The 17840-nt window shown below is 41.1% G+C and carries 17 protein-coding genes; 8 read left to right on the top strand and 9 right to left on the bottom strand.

Translation table 11 applies throughout. The features are described 5' to 3' along the window. The first annotated feature begins 21 nt into the window (after positions 1-21). Positions 22-729 carry a LytTR family transcriptional regulator DNA-binding domain-containing protein gene (locus tag LI126_RS01750; RefSeq protein ID WP_020436321.1) on the top strand — a complete coding sequence of 236 codons (708 nt, stop codon included), beginning with the start codon at positions 22-24 and terminating at the stop codon, positions 727-729. A gap of 243 nt (positions 730-972) precedes the next feature. Here LI126_RS01750 and LI126_RS01745 read toward each other — a convergent pair whose 3' ends face one another. Further along, positions 973-2397, bottom strand: coding sequence for a sucrose-specific PTS transporter subunit IIBC (locus LI126_RS01745; protein WP_055162950.1), 1425 nt, complete (start codon positions 2395-2397; stop codon positions 973-975). Positions 2398-2436: 39 nt separating this feature from the next. After that, entirely contained in the window at positions 2437-4620 is a 2184-nt protein-coding gene (locus LI126_RS01740; RefSeq protein ID WP_055162949.1) for an alpha-galactosidase, read from the bottom strand. Between the two features lie 233 nt (positions 4621-4853). On the opposite strand from LI126_RS01740, the gene LI126_RS01735 reads away from it, so the two are divergent. Then, positions 4854-5765: an AraC family transcriptional regulator gene (locus LI126_RS01735; protein WP_227164697.1), complete on the top strand. Its 912-nt coding sequence runs from the start codon at positions 4854-4856 to the stop codon at positions 5763-5765. Here the strand turns inward: LI126_RS01735 and LI126_RS01730 are convergent. Further along, positions 5674-7365 carry a glycoside hydrolase family 13 protein gene (locus LI126_RS01730; protein WP_227164696.1) on the bottom strand — a complete coding sequence of 564 codons (1692 nt, stop codon included), beginning with the start codon at positions 7363-7365 and terminating at the stop codon, positions 5674-5676. The genes LI126_RS01735 and LI126_RS01730 overlap by 92 nt on opposite strands. A gap of 273 nt (positions 7366-7638) precedes the next feature. Here LI126_RS01730 and LI126_RS01725 point away from each other — a divergent pair, with 273 nt between their 5' ends. Further along, complete coding sequence (locus LI126_RS01725; protein ID WP_227164695.1) at positions 7639-8517, top strand: helix-turn-helix transcriptional regulator; 879 nt, start codon at positions 7639-7641, stop codon at positions 8515-8517. Between the two features lie 234 nt (positions 8518-8751). Continuing rightward, positions 8752-8964 carry a TraX family protein gene (locus LI126_RS01715; RefSeq protein ID WP_331468653.1) on the top strand — a complete coding sequence of 71 codons (213 nt, stop codon included), beginning with the start codon at positions 8752-8754 and terminating at the stop codon, positions 8962-8964. A gap of 76 nt (positions 8965-9040) precedes the next feature. On the opposite strand, the gene LI126_RS01710 is transcribed toward LI126_RS01715, so the two are convergent. From LI126_RS01710 to LI126_RS01690, 5 genes are all read right to left on the bottom strand, one after another. Next, positions 9041-10066, bottom strand: a complete 1026-nt coding sequence (locus LI126_RS01710) for a reverse transcriptase domain-containing protein (protein WP_227164694.1) — start codon at positions 10064-10066, stop codon at positions 9041-9043. A gap of 89 nt (positions 10067-10155) precedes the next feature. Continuing rightward, positions 10156-10401, bottom strand: coding sequence for a hypothetical protein (locus LI126_RS01705; RefSeq protein ID WP_227164693.1), 246 nt, complete (start codon positions 10399-10401; stop codon positions 10156-10158). Between the two features lie 198 nt (positions 10402-10599). Then, positions 10600-11124, bottom strand: coding sequence for a GNAT family N-acetyltransferase (locus LI126_RS01700; protein ID WP_227164692.1), 525 nt, complete (start codon positions 11122-11124; stop codon positions 10600-10602). Positions 11125-11301: 177 nt separating this feature from the next. Further along, positions 11302-12597, bottom strand: coding sequence for a tyrosine-type recombinase/integrase (locus LI126_RS01695; protein WP_008400148.1), 1296 nt, complete (start codon positions 12595-12597; stop codon positions 11302-11304). Positions 12598-12683: 86 nt separating this feature from the next. Next, positions 12684-13313 (bottom strand): helix-turn-helix domain-containing protein, encoded by a 630-nt coding sequence (locus LI126_RS01690; RefSeq protein WP_173694419.1) that lies wholly within the window; start codon positions 13311-13313, stop codon positions 12684-12686. A 171-nt stretch (positions 13314-13484) separates the two neighbouring features. Between LI126_RS01690 and LI126_RS01685 the strand changes: the two genes are divergently transcribed. From LI126_RS01685 to LI126_RS01670, 4 genes are all read left to right on the top strand, one after another. Beyond that, complete coding sequence (locus LI126_RS01685; protein ID WP_004843519.1) at positions 13485-13715, top strand: helix-turn-helix domain-containing protein; 231 nt, start codon at positions 13485-13487, stop codon at positions 13713-13715. A 140-nt stretch (positions 13716-13855) separates the two neighbouring features. Beyond that, a complete protein-coding gene (locus LI126_RS01680) occupies positions 13856-14170 on the top strand; it encodes a hypothetical protein (RefSeq protein ID WP_005337289.1) in 315 nt (104 codons plus the stop codon). 327 nt (positions 14171-14497) lie between these two features. Beyond that, complete coding sequence (locus tag LI126_RS01675) at positions 14498-16219, top strand: MobA/MobL family protein (protein WP_173694417.1); 1722 nt, start codon at positions 14498-14500, stop codon at positions 16217-16219. Beyond that, on the top strand, positions 16158-16904 hold the full coding sequence (locus tag LI126_RS01670; RefSeq protein WP_055156872.1) for a DUF6040 family protein: 747 nt from the start codon (positions 16158-16160) through the stop codon (positions 16902-16904). The genes LI126_RS01675 and LI126_RS01670 overlap by 62 nt, the downstream gene beginning before the upstream one ends. Before the next feature lie 377 nt (positions 16905-17281). Here the strand turns inward: LI126_RS01670 and LI126_RS01665 are convergent, their stop codons facing one another. Continuing rightward, on the bottom strand, positions 17282-17797 hold the full coding sequence (locus LI126_RS01665; protein ID WP_008400157.1) for an immunoglobulin-like domain-containing protein: 516 nt from the start codon (positions 17795-17797) through the stop codon (positions 17282-17284). Positions 17798-17840: the final 43 nt, after the last annotated feature.

Below are 17840 nucleotides of genomic sequence, written 5' to 3'. Positions count from 1 at the left end.
CACAATAAAGGAAGGTCTCATATGCGTTATAATGTTCCACTATATTTCGAACGAAAGAATATCAAAAGTTCAGATATTTTTTACCTTACCAGACAGAATCCTCACACAATCATTACGCTTTCCTCGGGAGAAAGCATTACGACTACAATCCCGATAAAAGAACTTATGCTCTACTTACCGGAAGAAGATTTTCTAAACATCTCAAAAGGCGTTGTTCTTCGAAAAAATCAAATTGTTCATATATCTGACGAAGGACTTTATACAATGACTGATGGTGCTGTCTTTCAAGGAAGAAAACGTAATCTGAGTCAGCACAAACAAATCCGTAAGGAACTTGGTTTAAATACGCAGGACCTTTCGGATGTTTCAGAAGACAGCTCTCTTCAATTATTTGATAACTGTAGCTTTCTCAATGATATGCCACTTGCTTTTTGTATTATTGAGCTTGTATTTGATGCGAATGGACATGGTGTAGACTTTGTATTTCGTTACTGCAATGATGAAATGGCTGTTGTTGAGGGCGTTCCCGTTTCAGAAATGTTGAATCGTTCATTTTATGAAGTCTTTGAAAACGGGGATAAAAAATGGCTTGTTACTTATGCGGATGTAGCGTTAAACGGCAATAAACATATCCTGCATGATTATAGTCCGGAAATCGACAAGACTCTGACCATCTACTGTTTTCAACCAGCTCCGGGATATTGTGCATGTGTGTTGATTCCGTCTTAAAAAAGTGCCAAAACTATGAAAGACCTATCGTGGATAATGACTCCACAATAGGTCTTCCAACTACTTTACTGCTCTTGTCAATGTCGTTGCTGTAAATGGAAGCACTTTTCCGGCTTCTGCAATGTACAATCATTTCTTCCACCAGATCCCGAATATATTGTCTGGATGGATTTGCTTGTATTATATCTTATTCTCAAAGCCAATAAGGACGGGGAAAAATCCGTTTTCCCCGTCCCCAATGACTTACACTTCTTTAAATTTCGAATGCTTGGATAATGCCATTGTCACTGCAAATCCAACAACAAGTGAGATCAGAATTCCGATCATATAATTCAGCATTCCGCCGGACTTGATGCATACGAATCCGATGATTCCTGCTGCTCCCGGGGAGATATTCTGAACATTTGTCAGTGTCACATAAGCACATCCTACAGCAGAACCGAACATTGCTGCATAGAATGGATATTTCATCTTCAAGTTGACTCCGAACATTGCTGGTTCTGTAATACCAAGCAGTGCTGAGATACCGGAAGAAACTGCGATACTCTTCATCTTCTTATCCTTTGCACAGAACATTGCTGCCAGTGTTGCTCCACCCTGAGCCACATTGTTGCATGCTGCGATTGCAAAGAGGAAAGATCCGCCTGCTGCAATCAACTGGATATCAACCGGGAGAAGACTGTGGTGCATTCCTGTCATTGTTAATGGTGCATAGATAAATCCGAAAATAAATCCACCGACAACACCTAATGTATCATGGAGCCACAAAATACCATTTGTAATCCAGTCTCCGGCTGTACGCATCACTCCACCTACCACTGTAAATGTAAGGAATGCTGTTACGAGTACGGAAAGTGCCGGTGTCAGGAGGTTGTCCAGATATTCCGGAACTACTTTGTGAAGTTTCTTCTCGATAAATGCAAGGATTGCTGCCGCTGCAAGTACCGGAAGTACAGTTCCCTGATATCCAACCTTCTCAATTGTCAGCGCTCCGATATGCCATACCGGAACCGTTCCCTCTGTAATGGCTGTACCATAAGAATATGCATTCAGAAGATCACCGGATACCATGATCATTCCCATAACTGCTCCAAGATAAGGATTGCCACCGAACATCTTTGTTGCTGAGAACCCTACAAGGATTGGCAGGAATGCATATGCTGCACTTGCAAATGTGTTGATCATAGATGCAAGATCTGCAATATTCGGATATACTTCAACAAGTGACTTTCCTGAGACAAAAAGTCCTTCTGCTGTCAGAACATTGTTCAGACCCATCAGAAGACCGCTGGCAACCAGTGCCGGAATAATCGGTACGAATACATCCGCCAGCATCTTTACCAGTTTCTGTAACGGATTCATCTTCTGGTCAGCAGCCTTTTTCACTTCATTTTTTGTACTTTCTTTGATGTCTGCATACTGAATAAAATATTTGTATACTTCATCTACTGTACCACTTCCAATGATGATCTGGAACTGACCGCCTGTGGAAAACTGTCCTTTTACAAGCTCTGTCTTGAGAATTCCATCTACATCTGCTTTGCTCTCATCTTTTAATACCAGACGTAATCTGGTTGCGCAGTGAGCCGCGCTGATTACATTTTCTTTTCCGCCTACCAGACGCAGAAGTTCACTTGCTGCATTCTGGTAACTCTGCTCTTTACTCATTCTAACTCCTCCTGTAACTTCATTTCTTTTCTATCTCAATCAGGATTTTCTTAGTACCATCGTTGTACTTGAAAAGTCCTGTCTGATTCTTGGTATTCGGATTCCTGCATACATCAGTTCATCCCCGCCATACTCCTGCCCGGTCTCACAATCTGTGTAAACTGCATCCGGATCCAGTCCTTTTAAGCGAATTACCGGAACCCTGTAGGCTGAGCGTGCAAGGATCTGCACGTGAGTGAAGATGACTTCCATTCCATCTTCTGAAACAATATTCCAGGCACTTTGATTCTCCTGAAATGAATCCGCCAGCCGGTAATAAGTTCCGAACTGTACGGTTCTTCGTCTCCTTTTATATTCTGCAATCTGCTCTCTGACTTCTTTCTTCTCTTCTTTTAAAAGCTTCTTCAAATCCAGTTCATATCCAAGATTGCCTGCTGCCGCCACGGCAAATCTTGTAGCAAGCGGTGTGGTCCGTCCGACCTGATGATTCGGACATGCTGACACATGCGCTCCCATTGTAACTGTAGGAAACAGAAAGCTTGTTCCATGCTGGATTTTCAGCCTGCAGACCGCATCTGTATTATCGCTGGTCCATGTCTGTGGCATGTAATAAAGCATTCCTGCATCGAATCTGCCACCTCCACTGGAACAGCTTTCAAACAACACCTGTGGAAAACGTTCTGTCAATGTCTCCATTACCTGATAAAGTCCAAGCACGTAGCGGTGTGAAAGTTCATTCTGATTTTTCCTGTCAAGATAAGCACTTCCAAGATCTGTCAGATGCCGGTTCATATCCCATTTCACATAACTGATATTTCCCGGTACCAACACCTTACTGACTGCTTCGATCAGATATTCGCAAACTGCCGGATTCGACAGATCCAGTACCAGCTGATGTCGGCTGAGTATTGGTTCGTAAAGTGGACTTCGGATCACCCAGTCTGGATGCTCCCTGTAAAGGTCACTTTCCCTTGAAATCATCTCCGGTTCAAACCAGATTCCGAAATCAATCCCTTTCTGTTTCACCTTTTCGGCAAGACTCTGCAGGCCATCCGGAAATTTCTTCTTATCTTCCGTCCAATCCCCCAAGGAAGTCGTATCTGTATTTCTTCCCTTGAACCAGCCATCATCCATCACCAGAAGTTCGATTCCAAGCTCCGCTGCTTCTTCCGCTAGCGTCAGCATTTTCTCTTCATTGATCTCAAAATACATACCTTCCCAGCTATTCAATAGAACTGGCCGTTCCCGGTCTCTGTACCATCCCCGGCAAACGCGCGTTCTGTATAACCGGTGAAATATATTCGACATTCCGGCAAGTCCATTTACACTATAGACCAGTACAGCCTCCGGTGTGCAAAAGCTTGTTCCCGGTGCAAGCTGCCATCCAAACTGATACGGATTAATTCCAAGCTGTACCCTGATTGTTCCATACTGTCCACACTGAACACATCCATAGAAGTTTCCACTGTAAATCAGGTTTACTCCAAGCACTTCCCCTTGCTCTTCCGTAGTCCCAGGACTTAACAATCCGATAAATGGGGTTGCCTGTGGGCTGCTCGTTCCACGACTGCTTTCAATCGTGACTGAATCCGCACACAATGGACGTCGATACACGTTTTTCTCTTCTGTATGTGCACCGGATAATGTCAGTACATCATATTCCTGTGTTGGAAGATCCATGTTCATGCTTAAGAATCGACAGATTTCTATCGGTTCTGTTCCGTCATTGATCCATTTTGCGAATCGTGTGACCACTGCATCTTCATAGATGGTGTAATATAACAGAATTCTCTGATTTCTCACCTTATCCTGAAGCGTAATCTCCAGTGTCATTGCCTCGGTGTCCGCATCAGTATAGACATGTGGCAGGCCATCCGGAGCGATCTTTCCACTCAGAATGCGATAGCCGTTATAGAAAAATCTTGCGTTTTTATCTCCATTTCTATCTTCTAGTTCGTAAGCTGGACTTCGGAAGTCCCCCTGTCCGGACTCCGGAAATTCCCTCAACTGTGTATCCAGAGAAAATGTCCTGTCTTCCGCTATCGGATTCGCACAGAATCCACGGTCGTAATAATAATCCTTGATGCCGCTGTGCCATCTCTTTATTCTTTTTCCGTAGTAACAATGCTTTAAATATCGTTGTTTTTCTACTTGAATCACATAACTGATCTTATCGTTGTATAGATGAAAAACCTGCTGTTCTTCCTCAAAACTGATCTGCATTCTATTCCTCCACTCTCTCATTCTGCTTCATTTCATCGCTTGACTAAATGCATTATAACTTCCATCTCTTTTCACTTTCAATGGTAATGCAGATTAGTGAATGGTAATTTCTTGCTATTTTTTATTGATTGCTATATTATAATATCGGATATAAAAACCCAAAACTAAGATTTCTACAGATTGTTTCGTGTTGCGCCTCGCAATCTTCATTTATTTTGAAAGGAGTACTTTTTATGACAAACACAAAATCATCTGACCAACCGCCTTTTGATTCCGTCGGTTTTCATATAACCTCTGCGCTTCCCCTCCAGACACTTCGTGGAATCGGCATGCATCACATCACTTCCCATGACTATCATTGGGATAACCGAGTCCGCAAAAACTCTTATGTATTACTTCAGTACACGATTTCGGGAAAAGGAAGTTTCCAGACACCAGACCATACCTATCCTCAACAGGCGGGTGATCTCTTCCTTGTTCAAGTACCCGGAGACAGCCAATACTCATTACCCGATGATTCGGAATGCTGGGATGTTCTTTATCTAGAATTTTCCTCCGAGTGTCTCCCTCTTCTCTACCACATTCATCAATCCTGTGGACCTGCTTTCCACCTGGAAGCATCCAGTACTTTACCTGAACAGATGAAGCAGCTCTATGCTGATGCAATTTCCAATCAGTTAGCATCGGTATTTGATAATTCCAAAGCGGCCTACGCTTTTCTTTTAGATCTAGCAGATTATGCATTGGAACACCCGGCACTTTCTTCACCTCGTGTTACACTGGCCAAGAATTATCTGGATTCCAATTATTACAACACGGATCTGAACCTTGACGAAGTCGCTGATGCCGTCGGGCTGTCCAAGTATCATCTTTGCAGAGAATTCAACCATCTCTATGGAATCTCGCCCGGAAAATATCTGGCGAATCTGCGTCTTCAGAAATCCTGTGCGCTTCTTTTACAGAGCCGCCAGCACACAATTGCCGAAATCGCCTCCATGGTCGGATTTTCAAATGATAATTATTTTTGTAAGGTCTTTCGAAAAGCTTTCGGAACTACACCAACTCAATATCGGCTTCAAAATCAGAACTATGATCTTGTCCGCGTTCTCCATGATTCGCATCCCAAGATTCCATCTGATAAATAACCGCCTCATATGGTCTGAGTTCTGTAATTTTTTCCGCGGCAGGCGTATCTGCATAATTACTAAGCATGACCTGCCCAGCTCTCTTACACTGTAACTTTCTTGTCTTCTCATGAAAGTTACAGACAATCAGCCATTTTTCCTCCTCCAGCGTTCTTGTATAGATATAAAGGTCTTCATCCTCCGGGAACAGCAGTTGATAAGTTCCGTATACCATAACTTCATGTTCTTTCCGAAGCTGAATCAATTTCTGATAATGATAGAAAACGGACTCTGGATCCGCTAATGCCTGTTCTACATTGATTTCCTTATAATTTGGATTGACTCTGTACCATGGAATTCCTTCTGTAAATCCTGCATTCTTTTCGGCATTCCACTGCATCGGTGTCCTTGCATTATCCCTCGCCTTCGCCCGGATTGCATACATGGTCTCTTCCTCTGTGAATCCCGCTTTCAGGCGTTCTTGATAAATGTTCTGTGTCTCAATATCAGGGAATTCATCAATCGTCTGAAATGGAACATTCGTCATTCCAATCTCTTCCCCCTGATAGATATACGGTGTCCCCTTCATTCCATGAAGCAGTGTCGCAAGCATTTTTGCAGACAGGACACGATAGTCTCCGTCATTTCCCCAACGGGAAACGATTCTTGGGAGATCATGATTATTCCAAAATAAACTGTTCCATCCATGACCTTCTAACTCTGTCTGCCATTTGCTGAAAACACACTTCAGATCCGGCAGATAAAGTGGTTTCAAATCCCATCTTTGTCCACCCGGTTTCTTATCCAGCTGAATCTGTTCAAACTGGAAGATCATACTAAGTTCTTTTCTTGCCGGATCAGTATATAATCTTCCGATCTCCGGGGTCGCCCCCCAGCACTCACCAACCGTCATGCTGTCCCTGTGACCAAAGGTCGCTTCGTTCATCTCTTGCAGGTATTTATGAAGCATCGGCCCATTCTCTTTGATCTTCTGATCCGGTATCTTTCCAATCAGATCAATCACATCCATACGGAAGCCTGCAATCCCCTGATCCAGCCACCAGTTCATCATGTCATAAATTTTCTGCCGCAGCTTCGGATTCTCCCAGTTTAGATCCGGCTGTTTCTTACTGTAAAAATGCAGATAATACTCATTCGTCTCCGGAGAATACTCCCATGCACTTCCACCGAAATTTGACATCAGATCATTCGGTGGCTGTCCATCTTCACCTTTCCTCCAGATGTAATAGTCCCGGTATGGATTATCCAAGCTTTTCTTTGCTTCTATGAACCATGGATGTTCATCTGATGTATGGTTCACTACCAGATCCATAATGATTTTGATATCATTATCTTGACATTTTTGTATCAATATCTTCATATCTTCCATTGTTCCAAACTCCGGGTAAACCGTACGATAATCAGAGATATCATATCCATTGTCATCCTGCGGCGACTGATAGATTGGACAGATCCAGAGTACATTGACTCCCAGTTTTTTCAGATATTCAATTTTCCCTATAATTCCTGGAATATCGCCCATTCCATCTCCATTGCTGTCCGCAAAACTCCGTGGATAGATCTGATAAACAACACTGCTTTGCCACCATTTCTTCTCCATCTTATGCCCCCTTCTTGCTTTTTTTATTTGAACCAAGTATAATACAAAAAATAAGAAGATACTTTCATTATTTTATCAAAAAATAACACAATATTATGCACCAGTTCAGCCATGCGGCTGTATAAGGACAGACTATCGTTATAAGCTCGCTTATATAAAATAGTCTGTCCTTATGCAGACATAGGGCAGACGCCCCTAAGCGAGGATTCGTCACGCAGTGTCGAATTCGAGCTGCATGGCTGAACTGTTTCACTACAAGAAAGGAGATCACTCATGTCACGTTCCTTAAAAGAGACAAATTTTCACGGAACCCCTATGTTCCCCTTACAGATTTATTCTCATAAAGATAAGAACGGTTTCTATTCCGTTACTGCCCACTGGCATGAGGAACTGGAATTTCTCTATATTGAGGAAGGAACTATGCACGGAATCATTTCCGGAACCCCTTATGAAATGAAAGCCGGTGAGTTCTATTTCATCAACTCTGGTGAACTGCATGAACTAAGCGCACACAACCATTCCCTGCATCATGCAATCGTTTTCGATCCTCAATTACTTAATTTTGATTTGTATGATGCCTGTCAGTACAATTTCATCCAGCCAATCACACAGAAGAAACTGCTCTTCCCAAACAACATCTCCAATGCCCTCAGTCAGGAAGAACAAGAAAGTCTCCGACAGCTTTTTCTTGAATTGATCTGTAATTACCACTATCCGGAACAATGTGCACTTCTCAAAATTAAGATCTGTCTTCTACAGATTTTGGAACTCTGTTTCCGCACAGAAATTCTTATACAGAACCAGACTACCGGAAAGCAGCTCTCCTCCATGAATCTGCTGAAGGAAGTGCTTGATTTTATCCGGTCACATTACGCCGAAGAAATTACATTAAAAGAACTTGCTGACATTGCCTGCATGAGCCCGACCTATTTCTGCAGATATTTCCATCAGGAGATGGGAAAAACACCGTTCGCCTTCCTGAATGAATACCGCATCAAAAAAGCTGCTATCCTTTTGGATGACAGCTCACTGTCTGTTTCTGATATTGCCATTAACTGTGGATTTGACAACATCAGCTATTTCATTCGTAAGTTCAAAGAATACCAGGGAATCACCCCCAAAAAATACAGAAGCCGGAAGATGCCAGAATAATATTTCTTTATTTGAGAAATATTCAGCAAACAAGTAGCAAGTACAACATTATAGGGATCTTTAAAAGACAAAGATGACCCAGTAAGTGGATGTAATTAAAGAAATAGTATGATATCATATGAATAACAATCGGAATTGATAAAGGAGCATCTGCATGAAACGATTATTATGTTCGCACTTTTCAAGTGTAGGAAATTTGATAAAAAAAGAAATTGAAAAAAAGGACTAATTTTTATGAACAATGTAAAAGAGAGAATCAAAATATTTTCAGGAGCGCAGCTTAAATACATCGCTTTTCTATCCATGCTTATCGATCACACAAACAAAGCATTAATCTATCCGAATTTGGATGGAGGAGCATTGAATCGGTTGAGTGACTTTTTTGATATTTTAGGAAGAATTGCATTTCCAATATTCATCTTCCTTCTCGTCAGTCGAGTAGACTAAGACCTCTCAATCTTAGCCCCTCACAGATCCGTACGTGCGGCTTTCCCGCATACGGCTCCTCATAGTAACATTCGCTTCAATATAAACAATAGTACGTTTTAGGTTTTGCTAACGGGTAATACTTGAGCATTTCCACAAATCCATTCCATGTAACACCATAATACCGATAGTGTCCAATTAGTTTTACGTTCAACTCTTTAATTATTTCTCGCATTGGTCGATTTCGATTATCGTAAATCCAGTTCTTGTATGCTCTAACCTTTTGCTCAAACTTCTGCCTTGAAGTCTGTACCTTTAACTCTTTATAGTATCTTTCAGCTTCTGACTTATATTGAAATCCTGCAACAAAATCATCCGCAAAGTTGACGAGAAAACACTCTCCCTGCATTTCCCTTTGCACCACCAGCTTGAACCACAGCGTCAGCACATGATGCATGTATATATTTGCAAGCATCGGACTCATTACTGAGCCTTGTGCCGAACCTTCCTCTGTTGGCTCGAATTTTCCTTGCTCCATTATTCCTGCTTTAAGGTATTTACGTATTAGCCACAATAAGTTCTTATCCTGTATATTCCATTCAAGAAACTTCATCATCCAATCATGGTCGATATGGTCAAAGAAACCTTTGATATCGGCATCTACGATATAGCTGATTTTTCCATAGCTTATCCGTTGGTATACTTCTTTTATTGCTTCGTGACACCCCCTATTCGGTCTGAATCCATACATGCAGTTTAGGAATCTCGGTTCATAGATAGCTCCCAGTATTTTCTTCACTGCCATTTGTACAATCTTATCTTCATAGGAAGCAATCCCTAATGGTCGTTTCTTTCCATTTCCTTTAGGTATATATACCCTCAGTGACGGAAGTGGCTTAAAGGATTTGTTTTTCAACCTCTGTACCAGTTCCTTGATATTTCTATCAAGGTTCTTCCTATACTCATCCTTAGTTACCTTGTCAATTCCGACTGCTTTGTTCCCATCTAATTCCTTATGGCATTGCTTTAGCATATCTTCATTTATCAAGTGGTACACTGATGTAAATATAGGATGTTTTGATGTTGCCGATATCTCAGCTATTCTTACTAATTTCGTTTCCATTATTTCCTCCGTCCCTGAGTACGGATAATGTGTCCTCAGTAAGACCTTTACTATGTAATCCCCTTCCCTCCATCGGCATTGCCCGATTTCTACAGTACTATGGGATTGTCCGACCACCTACCATTCATTTGAAATCCTCCGTTTTCAGTTGCAACTTCATACTCTTCTTCGAGAAATGGCAGGTTCTCCCCAGTTGATGTGTATTCACAATGTAAAACATGATTGGTTCTCTGACTCCGCAGTGCCACATAACACTCGCCATATCGCATTACATGATATTGTCTTCCGCACCAGTTAAGACGTCGACCGACTGAAGTTAACGTTTCGAAGCTCAATCACCATTCAACCCTGCTTTCTTGCTGTCTACGCTTGTCAGATGCCGTTACCGGCATCATCCCAAGACTCGCTATTATCTGGTTGGCTAAACCTTGGATAAACCGGAATCCCACCGGCTTGACTACACACCCTTAGCTGGGCGCACAACTGGAATTTGTTTGTACAATGTTCAAGATATAACTGTTATTATGTCTTGATTAGAGTACAAACTCATATAAGAGGAACTTCCTCGGTACTCCAATATCAACATATGTGATTTCAGCCTTATCCACATACTTAAATCCAAACGACATATACATTTTCTGTGGAATATCATTTCCCTCTATGCAATCAAGACGAATTGATTTAAGGTTTCTTTCCCTTGCTGTGTCTATTGCGTGTTGAACTAACTGCTTCGAGTATCCACGACCTCCATATTCCGGAAGGACACGCAAGGCATGAAGAACTACTGTCTCGTTATCATTTGCATCAATAAGCCATTTAACTGCGTGATACGCCTCATCACGATCATGATTCATAATATACGCCACAACAATTCGACCATCTTCAATACCAATAAACTGATTTCTCTCTTTGATTGCATCTTTGATCATTTCATCTGGAGGGAAACCACCTTTATCTCCCTCCGGCAGAAAATCTTTTCCGCTCAAAACTTTACACATACCGTCATAAAACTGTCGCAATTCTATAAAATTTTTCTCTTCTGCATATCTGATAATCATAGAAATCTATCCCTCCAACTTCAGATTTCTCAGTTTCAAAAACTGGAATTTATATAATTATTCCTCTAACTTTCCCCATTTTATAGGCTTTCCTGCCTGTCCATTAGTGAAATGATATGTAGTTTCCCTTATTTTTGCCCTTATGAGATAATCACAAGGGAAATAAGGGAATTTTTTTTAATCATTGCCTACCACTTTATCAAGAAGCCGAACCGATTTTCGTTTCGCATCTCTTGTGGAGTGAGCATAGACATTCATTGTGGTACTTACATCTGAGTGTCCTAATAATTCCTGCACATCTTTTGGAGCAGCTCCATTTGCCAAAAGGTTGCTTGTATAGGTGTGACGTAACTGGTGGAAATGAAAGCCTTCAAATCCCTCTAATGTTTTTGCCACCTTTCTGCATACCGTCCCCAAAGTAGTCGGAAGTTCCAGACAACCATCCGGTCTTAAGCAGACGAAAGAAATTTCTTTATAATCTGCCGGGACTTCCTCTGTTCTGTCTAAGCAGTAATATTCGTAGTACACTCTGTTTTTCTCTTTGACCTCTTTGTAGTAGTTCGTGTGATAAAGTTCTCCGTACTGCATTCGATTTTTTAACTGCTCTTTCCGGGCATTGCGGAAAATCTCTACCAGCGTATCTCCAAAATCAACAATCCTCACTTTTTTCCGCTTGGTTGGTCCGATGATATATTTGCGCTTTGAGCCATCATATCGGATGCTGCGTCTTATGGTAAGGCATTGTTCTTCCAGATTTACGTCCTGCCATGCCAAACCACAGGCTTCTCCAATACGAAGCCCGGCATAATAGGCTATCTGGATTGGAAGTATTGCGGCTGGGTTCTTTTTTTGAAGATACGCAAGCAGTCTTTCATAATCTTCTCGTGAAATTGGTTGGATATTTCCGTCCATGTCCTCATCCGAAAACAAATCAACTTCGTCCGTCTGATACCGCAGTTTAATATACTGCATGGGATTGAACGTAATATACTGTTTTGGAAATACTGCAAAGCGGAAAGACTGCTGCATGACTGCGGAAAAAGAATGGATGTAATCTTTGCTGTAACCCTTTCTCTCTTTTCCATCGGGATGAACTCCCCCGAAGGAAAGCAAATCAAAGAAAGATTGCAAATGCTCAGAGGTTACATTTTTTAATTTCCGTTCTGCCAGCGGATGTTTCTTAATATTTCGGATTGTTCCGAGGTAATTCTCCACAGTACCATTGCTGAGCGTACCTGTTTTTAATTCCTCCTCTGCCCACACATCCAGAAGTTGTCCGACTGTGAGATTTTCCGCTTTGGCAACAAATTTCTTTTTCTCATAATCATCCATTGCCTGACGGAGCAGCTTTTCAGTTTCACTTTTGCTTTCTGTTCCAACGCATTCTTTCTGAACAAGATTGCCGCTTGCGTCCTCTACATAGAAGCGGTAGTACCATTTCTTTCCTTTTTTTCTTACAGATCCTTTTGCCATAATCGTATGTCTCCTTTCGATATTAGACAATCGGAACTGATGAAATGCTTCGTGCGTGTAAGTATATCATAACTCCGGTTGTCTTACTATACCGATTCGGAATCTTCGTATAAGACTTCTGATAAAAGATTTGCAAGCCTTTGTTCTGCTGTTTTTGGTTTCTTGGAATAGAGCCTTACAACGTCTGTCATCTCATTAAAAGCATTGATGGTAGGAGTGATTTCCCTTAAGAACATAATCTCATTATATTCATCATTCGATTCAAACCCTATTGTTTTGGCAATATCCGTCTGACCAGCATTCCCCTTGAAGTTTTTGCAGGCGAACTGAAAGGAATCCAAAAACAGACCATATTGTTTTAACATCAGCAGTAATAAATCTTTTGAAAAAGCATCTTCTTCTTTGGTAAGGGCAAGCGGTAACTGTTCCAGAATATCTCCCATCGCATCACGAATCTGTAACTCTCTCTTATCCGTAATGTCGGTTTCATATTCATCTGTTTCCCCTTTGAGCCATTCCACAGATACATGGAGTGCTTCCGAAAGACCTTCCAGCACCATTTTTTTCGTATTGTCAATCGAACCATTCTCATAACGCAGGATTGTAGAAGCGGTAACCCCCATCTTTTCTGCGACATAAGGCTGTGTCAGATTCAATTCCAGACGGCGCTGTTTTACTCTGCTGCCTATCAGCTTGCGTAGTTCTTTATCTTTCATGCTGACTGCCTCCTTTTTCGGTATGTATGAATTATAGCATTGTTTTTCCAAAATTGCAATATGCAATATAATATTTGCTTTTAATATTTCGTAACGCTTGACAAAAAGATATGAAAAGGATATACTTACATCACAAGAATTGCATAATGCAATTTATAAGGAGGTGATTATATGACGCAAAGAAAAATTGCATTATCCATCGAAGAAGCTGCTGACTATACGGGAATCGGCAGAAACACCTTAAGACAGCTTGTAGAATGGAAGAAACTTCCAGTATTAAAGGTTGGTCGCAAAGTCCTGATTAAAACCGATATTCTGGAAATGTTTATGGAAGCGAATGAAGGTCGTGATTTGAGGGATAGAGGAAATGTAAAAGCCGTAACAAGAACTGCGGCAAATTAAAAAGGCGGCTTCCAAAGAAACCGCCAAAGGTTCTATCAGACCGAAGCCATGATATACCTACACGCAAGAAGATTATACCATGTGCTTCTTCTGATACGCAACCAAGAACTTATGTTTGCAAGAGAAAGGAGAATGTAATAATGGCAAAATCAACAAAAAGTTATGAAGAACGAATGCTTGAAATGGAAAAGAAAGAGCAGGAAAGCCTTGAAAAGGCGAAAAGATATGCAGCACAGAAGAAAGAACTTCTGAAGCGAAAGAAAGCCGAAGAAAGTAAAAAACGAACCCATAGGCTCTGTCAGGTTGGCGGTGCGGTGGAATCCGTTCTTGGTTCGCCTATTGAGGAAGAAGACATCCCAAAGCTGATTGGTTTTCTGAAAAAGCAGGAAGCCAACGGGAAATTTTTCTCAAAGGCAATGCAGAAAGAAACAAATACCGATATGGAGGAAGTGTAATGGCGGAGGGGATGAGGTTTTCATTCCCTTCATTGCTTTTTTATGAAGGGCGCACTTATGGACAACCAGAGGTCGTCCCAATAAGTTTGCCACAAGTGGCAACCGGTCTGCGCTCACGCTTGCCGGGCTCGTTCCGTCGGCGGGGCTTTCAGCCAGACCTGCTCATGCCGCAGGAGGCACTCTTCGCCAGAGGGGCGCATTCCATGCAGGCTGCTATGCGCAGGGCACTCTTACGCAGAGGGCGTTCCGGCAATGCTGCTTTTCCTAAAACCGAAAGCAATGTTGCCGGAAATCTATGCCGGATGTGCAGAAAGGAGGCATCCAGACATGGCGATTTTTCATTACACAGTCAAAATAGTCGGACGTAGTAAAGGGAAATCTGTTATCTCCGCTTCCGCATATCTCAATGGGGATGTGATGAAAAATAAGGAAACCGGGCGAATCAGTTATTACACTTCTAAAAAAGAAGTGGTCTACACCAGTCTGATGATGTGCGAAAACGCACCTCCTGAATGGCAGATAGTACCAGAGGAAAATATAAAACGCTTTCAGAAATCTGTCCGATACAAAAAGTCAGCAGATAAAGAAGCTGCTTTAGAAAAATTTAAAATCACATTTCAGAAACAGAGGTTATGGAATGAGGTATTGAAGATTGAAAAAAATGCGGATGCCCAATTTGGCAGGTCATTTGAATTTGCCCTTCCCAAAGAATGGAACAGACAGGAACAAATTCAATATACAACTGACTATATCCAAAAAACTTTTGTAGATAGAGGAATGTGCGCTGATTGGAGTATCCACGATAAAGGGGATGGCAACCCCCATGTCCATCTGCTTCTGACTATGCGTCCTTTTAACCCGGATCATTCTTGGGGAAAGAAAGAAGTCAAGGATTGGGATTTTGTCAGAGATAAAAACGGAAATATCGTGATTGATGAATCCCATCCGAACTGGTGGCAGGATAAGAAAAACCCTGACCGTCATGGAATCCGTATCCCTGTATTAGACGAAAACGGAATTCAGAAGATTGGTGCAAGAAACCGCCTGCAATGGAAACGGGTGCTGACCGATGCTACTGGATGGAACAATCCAAAAAATTGTGAACTATGGCGGAGTGAGTGGGCAAAGGTGTGTAATGAACATCTTTCTTTGCATAATCAGGTCGATCACCGTTCTTATGAAAAACAGGGAAAACTCCAGATTCCTACCATCCATGAAGGTGCTGACGCAAGAAAGATTGAACAAAAGTTTCTTGTCGGGCAGGAAATAAAAGGTTCGTGGAAAGTAGCGGAAAATCAAATCATAAAACAACAAAACACGTTATTGCAAAAGATACTGGACACCTTTGGAAAAGTATCGGGTGCATTATCATTATGGAAGGAGCGATTAAATGACATTAGAAGAAAGCCGGGAAATTATACCCTTAATGGAGTCCATGATTGGGCAAATCGAAGAACAGCAGACCTTAATGACAGAAATGATTCTGGAAATGCAGAACCGGGACACCCAACTCTCTCTTATGCAGGAACAGAATCAGAAATTGCAAAAATTAAACAGCGAGTTATCCGAGCTGCTCAACATTTTGCCAAATACCGAGGAACTGCTTTCCAAGATGGAAGAACAGAAAACGAAGATAGAACTTTTGGAAAACGAAAATCAGCAATGGCAGAAATTGGCACAGAATCTGAACAGCGAAAACAGTTTATTGCTGAAACAGAACACCGAATTGCTGAACTGGAACAGCAAATAAGGAAAGGACGTGATATAGATGAACGAATCCAGAGAATCAAAGAACGCCGAACAGTTGGAAGAACTTCTGCTCTTGACCGAGGAGATACAAGAAGAACTGGAACAGAAAGACCAGCTTATCGTGGAACTGAAGACGCAGCTCAGCGAATCTCTGACCTTGAACGAGAAATTAAACAAAGAGAACAGAGCCGGGAATATTCAAGCATTAAAGAACGACTTGAAGCTGGCAGACAGAGCATTGCAGATCGAGAAAGAGAAGCTGCGAAGCGCAAACGTCACGATAGGGGAATGTCAAGATAAAATACGATGCTTAACACAACAACGGGATTATGCCCGGACACATCAGAAAATCGTAGAGATACCGGTAGAAAAGCCGGTGCTCTATGAAAAATGTGAAGCCTGTGACCGGACAGCCTATCAGAATGAAAAAGCGAAATACGAAACACAAAAAGAGCGACTTGCAGGACAGTATAAAGCAAAAACGGTAATATTCCAAACAACCTTGTTCCTTCTTGCATGGTATTCGCTGACAACCACTCTTTTTCAGGCAGTACAGTCAGATGTGTTCCTTTCCGATTGTAAATCATTCTTCCATGATGCAGCGTCATTCATACAAACTTTTATCGGATGGACGATTGCTGCCGGACATTCTGCGGCACAGATTAGTACCAAAATTCCAAATGCGTTTATAGCCGGAATCATATATTGGTTATTGCTGATATTGGTTGTCGGAATATGCGTAGCAGGAACAGGGATACTGGTGATACTGATAGAAATAAAGGTTATAGAATTATATAAGAAAAACTGTTGGGATTTTATTACTCTACTGATGATACTGACAAGTGCTGCTGTCATCATTTATTTTGGAGAATCCATCAAAAAAACACTGTCAGTAAATCTTCTATTGCTTTTTGTACTTTCGCAAGGAGTATATGTTGGACTTAGATGTTATTTGAAAAATCAGTTAAATACCAAGCTATATTAATCAAAATATGATAAAAAACGTATAAAAGCAGGGGATAAAAACACACATCGTCCCCTGCTATTATATTATCCTTTTCCAATTTCTAGTAGGATATGCCTGTTTCATTATGCTTTTTTAAAAGCCTTAGTTTGAATGCTTTACTGTATTTCTTCCTAGACATAAATATGCTCCACATGGTACATAAAAAAGGACATGGCAATACCTCCTTGATACCACCGTATCCTTGAAAAAGGGCGACTTTAACACACCCTCCGTATTCTCATTTTTACAAAAGAAAACGGCGGTTTTGATTGTTATTTCAAAACCGCCGTTAAAATGGCATGAGAACTTTCTACTTCATAAGCGGTTTTTTTTCATGCTTATGAAGTAGAGAATTTTTACCTTATCGTAAATTCGCAAGATAAATTATATGTATCGTAATCCCAATCTCTTTCACTTTCAAAGAACGCAAATTGTTTAATCAAACGATAGTGTCCAGCAGGCAATTCTCCATAAAAACTTTTAACATCAATTTCTAATGTTAATCGTTCGTTAGGCTTAATAAAGCAATCCTTTTCATTGCTCTTTGAGGGGTCATCAAGCTGTTTAAGTTGATACCAAGTGCCGGATTGTTCAGCTTCTATTTCAAAATAATCTGGTGAATATTGGTATTCTTTATCAGAAGTATTTTCTATTAGAAATGAAAGGTGCTTTAAGTCTAAATCCTTTTCTGTACTCATTGAAATCTTCAAATCGCCCAAAGTGTCAAGCGCTTCTTCACTTCCATAAGGAGAAACCTCATATTCTTCGGAATAATCTTGTACTACATGATTATCACTGTCCTTTGCTTGACTACACCCAACAATACACACCAATAACAATAAGGTTAGAAACATACATATTATTTTTTTCATTTGTCCTTATCTCCTTTCTTTTAAATTTATAATAGCAATAAAA

Origin of the sequence: Mediterraneibacter sp. 210702-DFI.5.30 (assembly GCF_020560115.1) — a bacterium.
GTDB classification, from domain to species: Bacteria; Bacillota; Clostridia; order Lachnospirales; family Lachnospiraceae; genus Mediterraneibacter; species Mediterraneibacter faecis.
The sequence above is the reverse complement of the archived record's forward strand: the minus strand, read 5'-3'. Positions and strand labels throughout refer to the sequence as shown.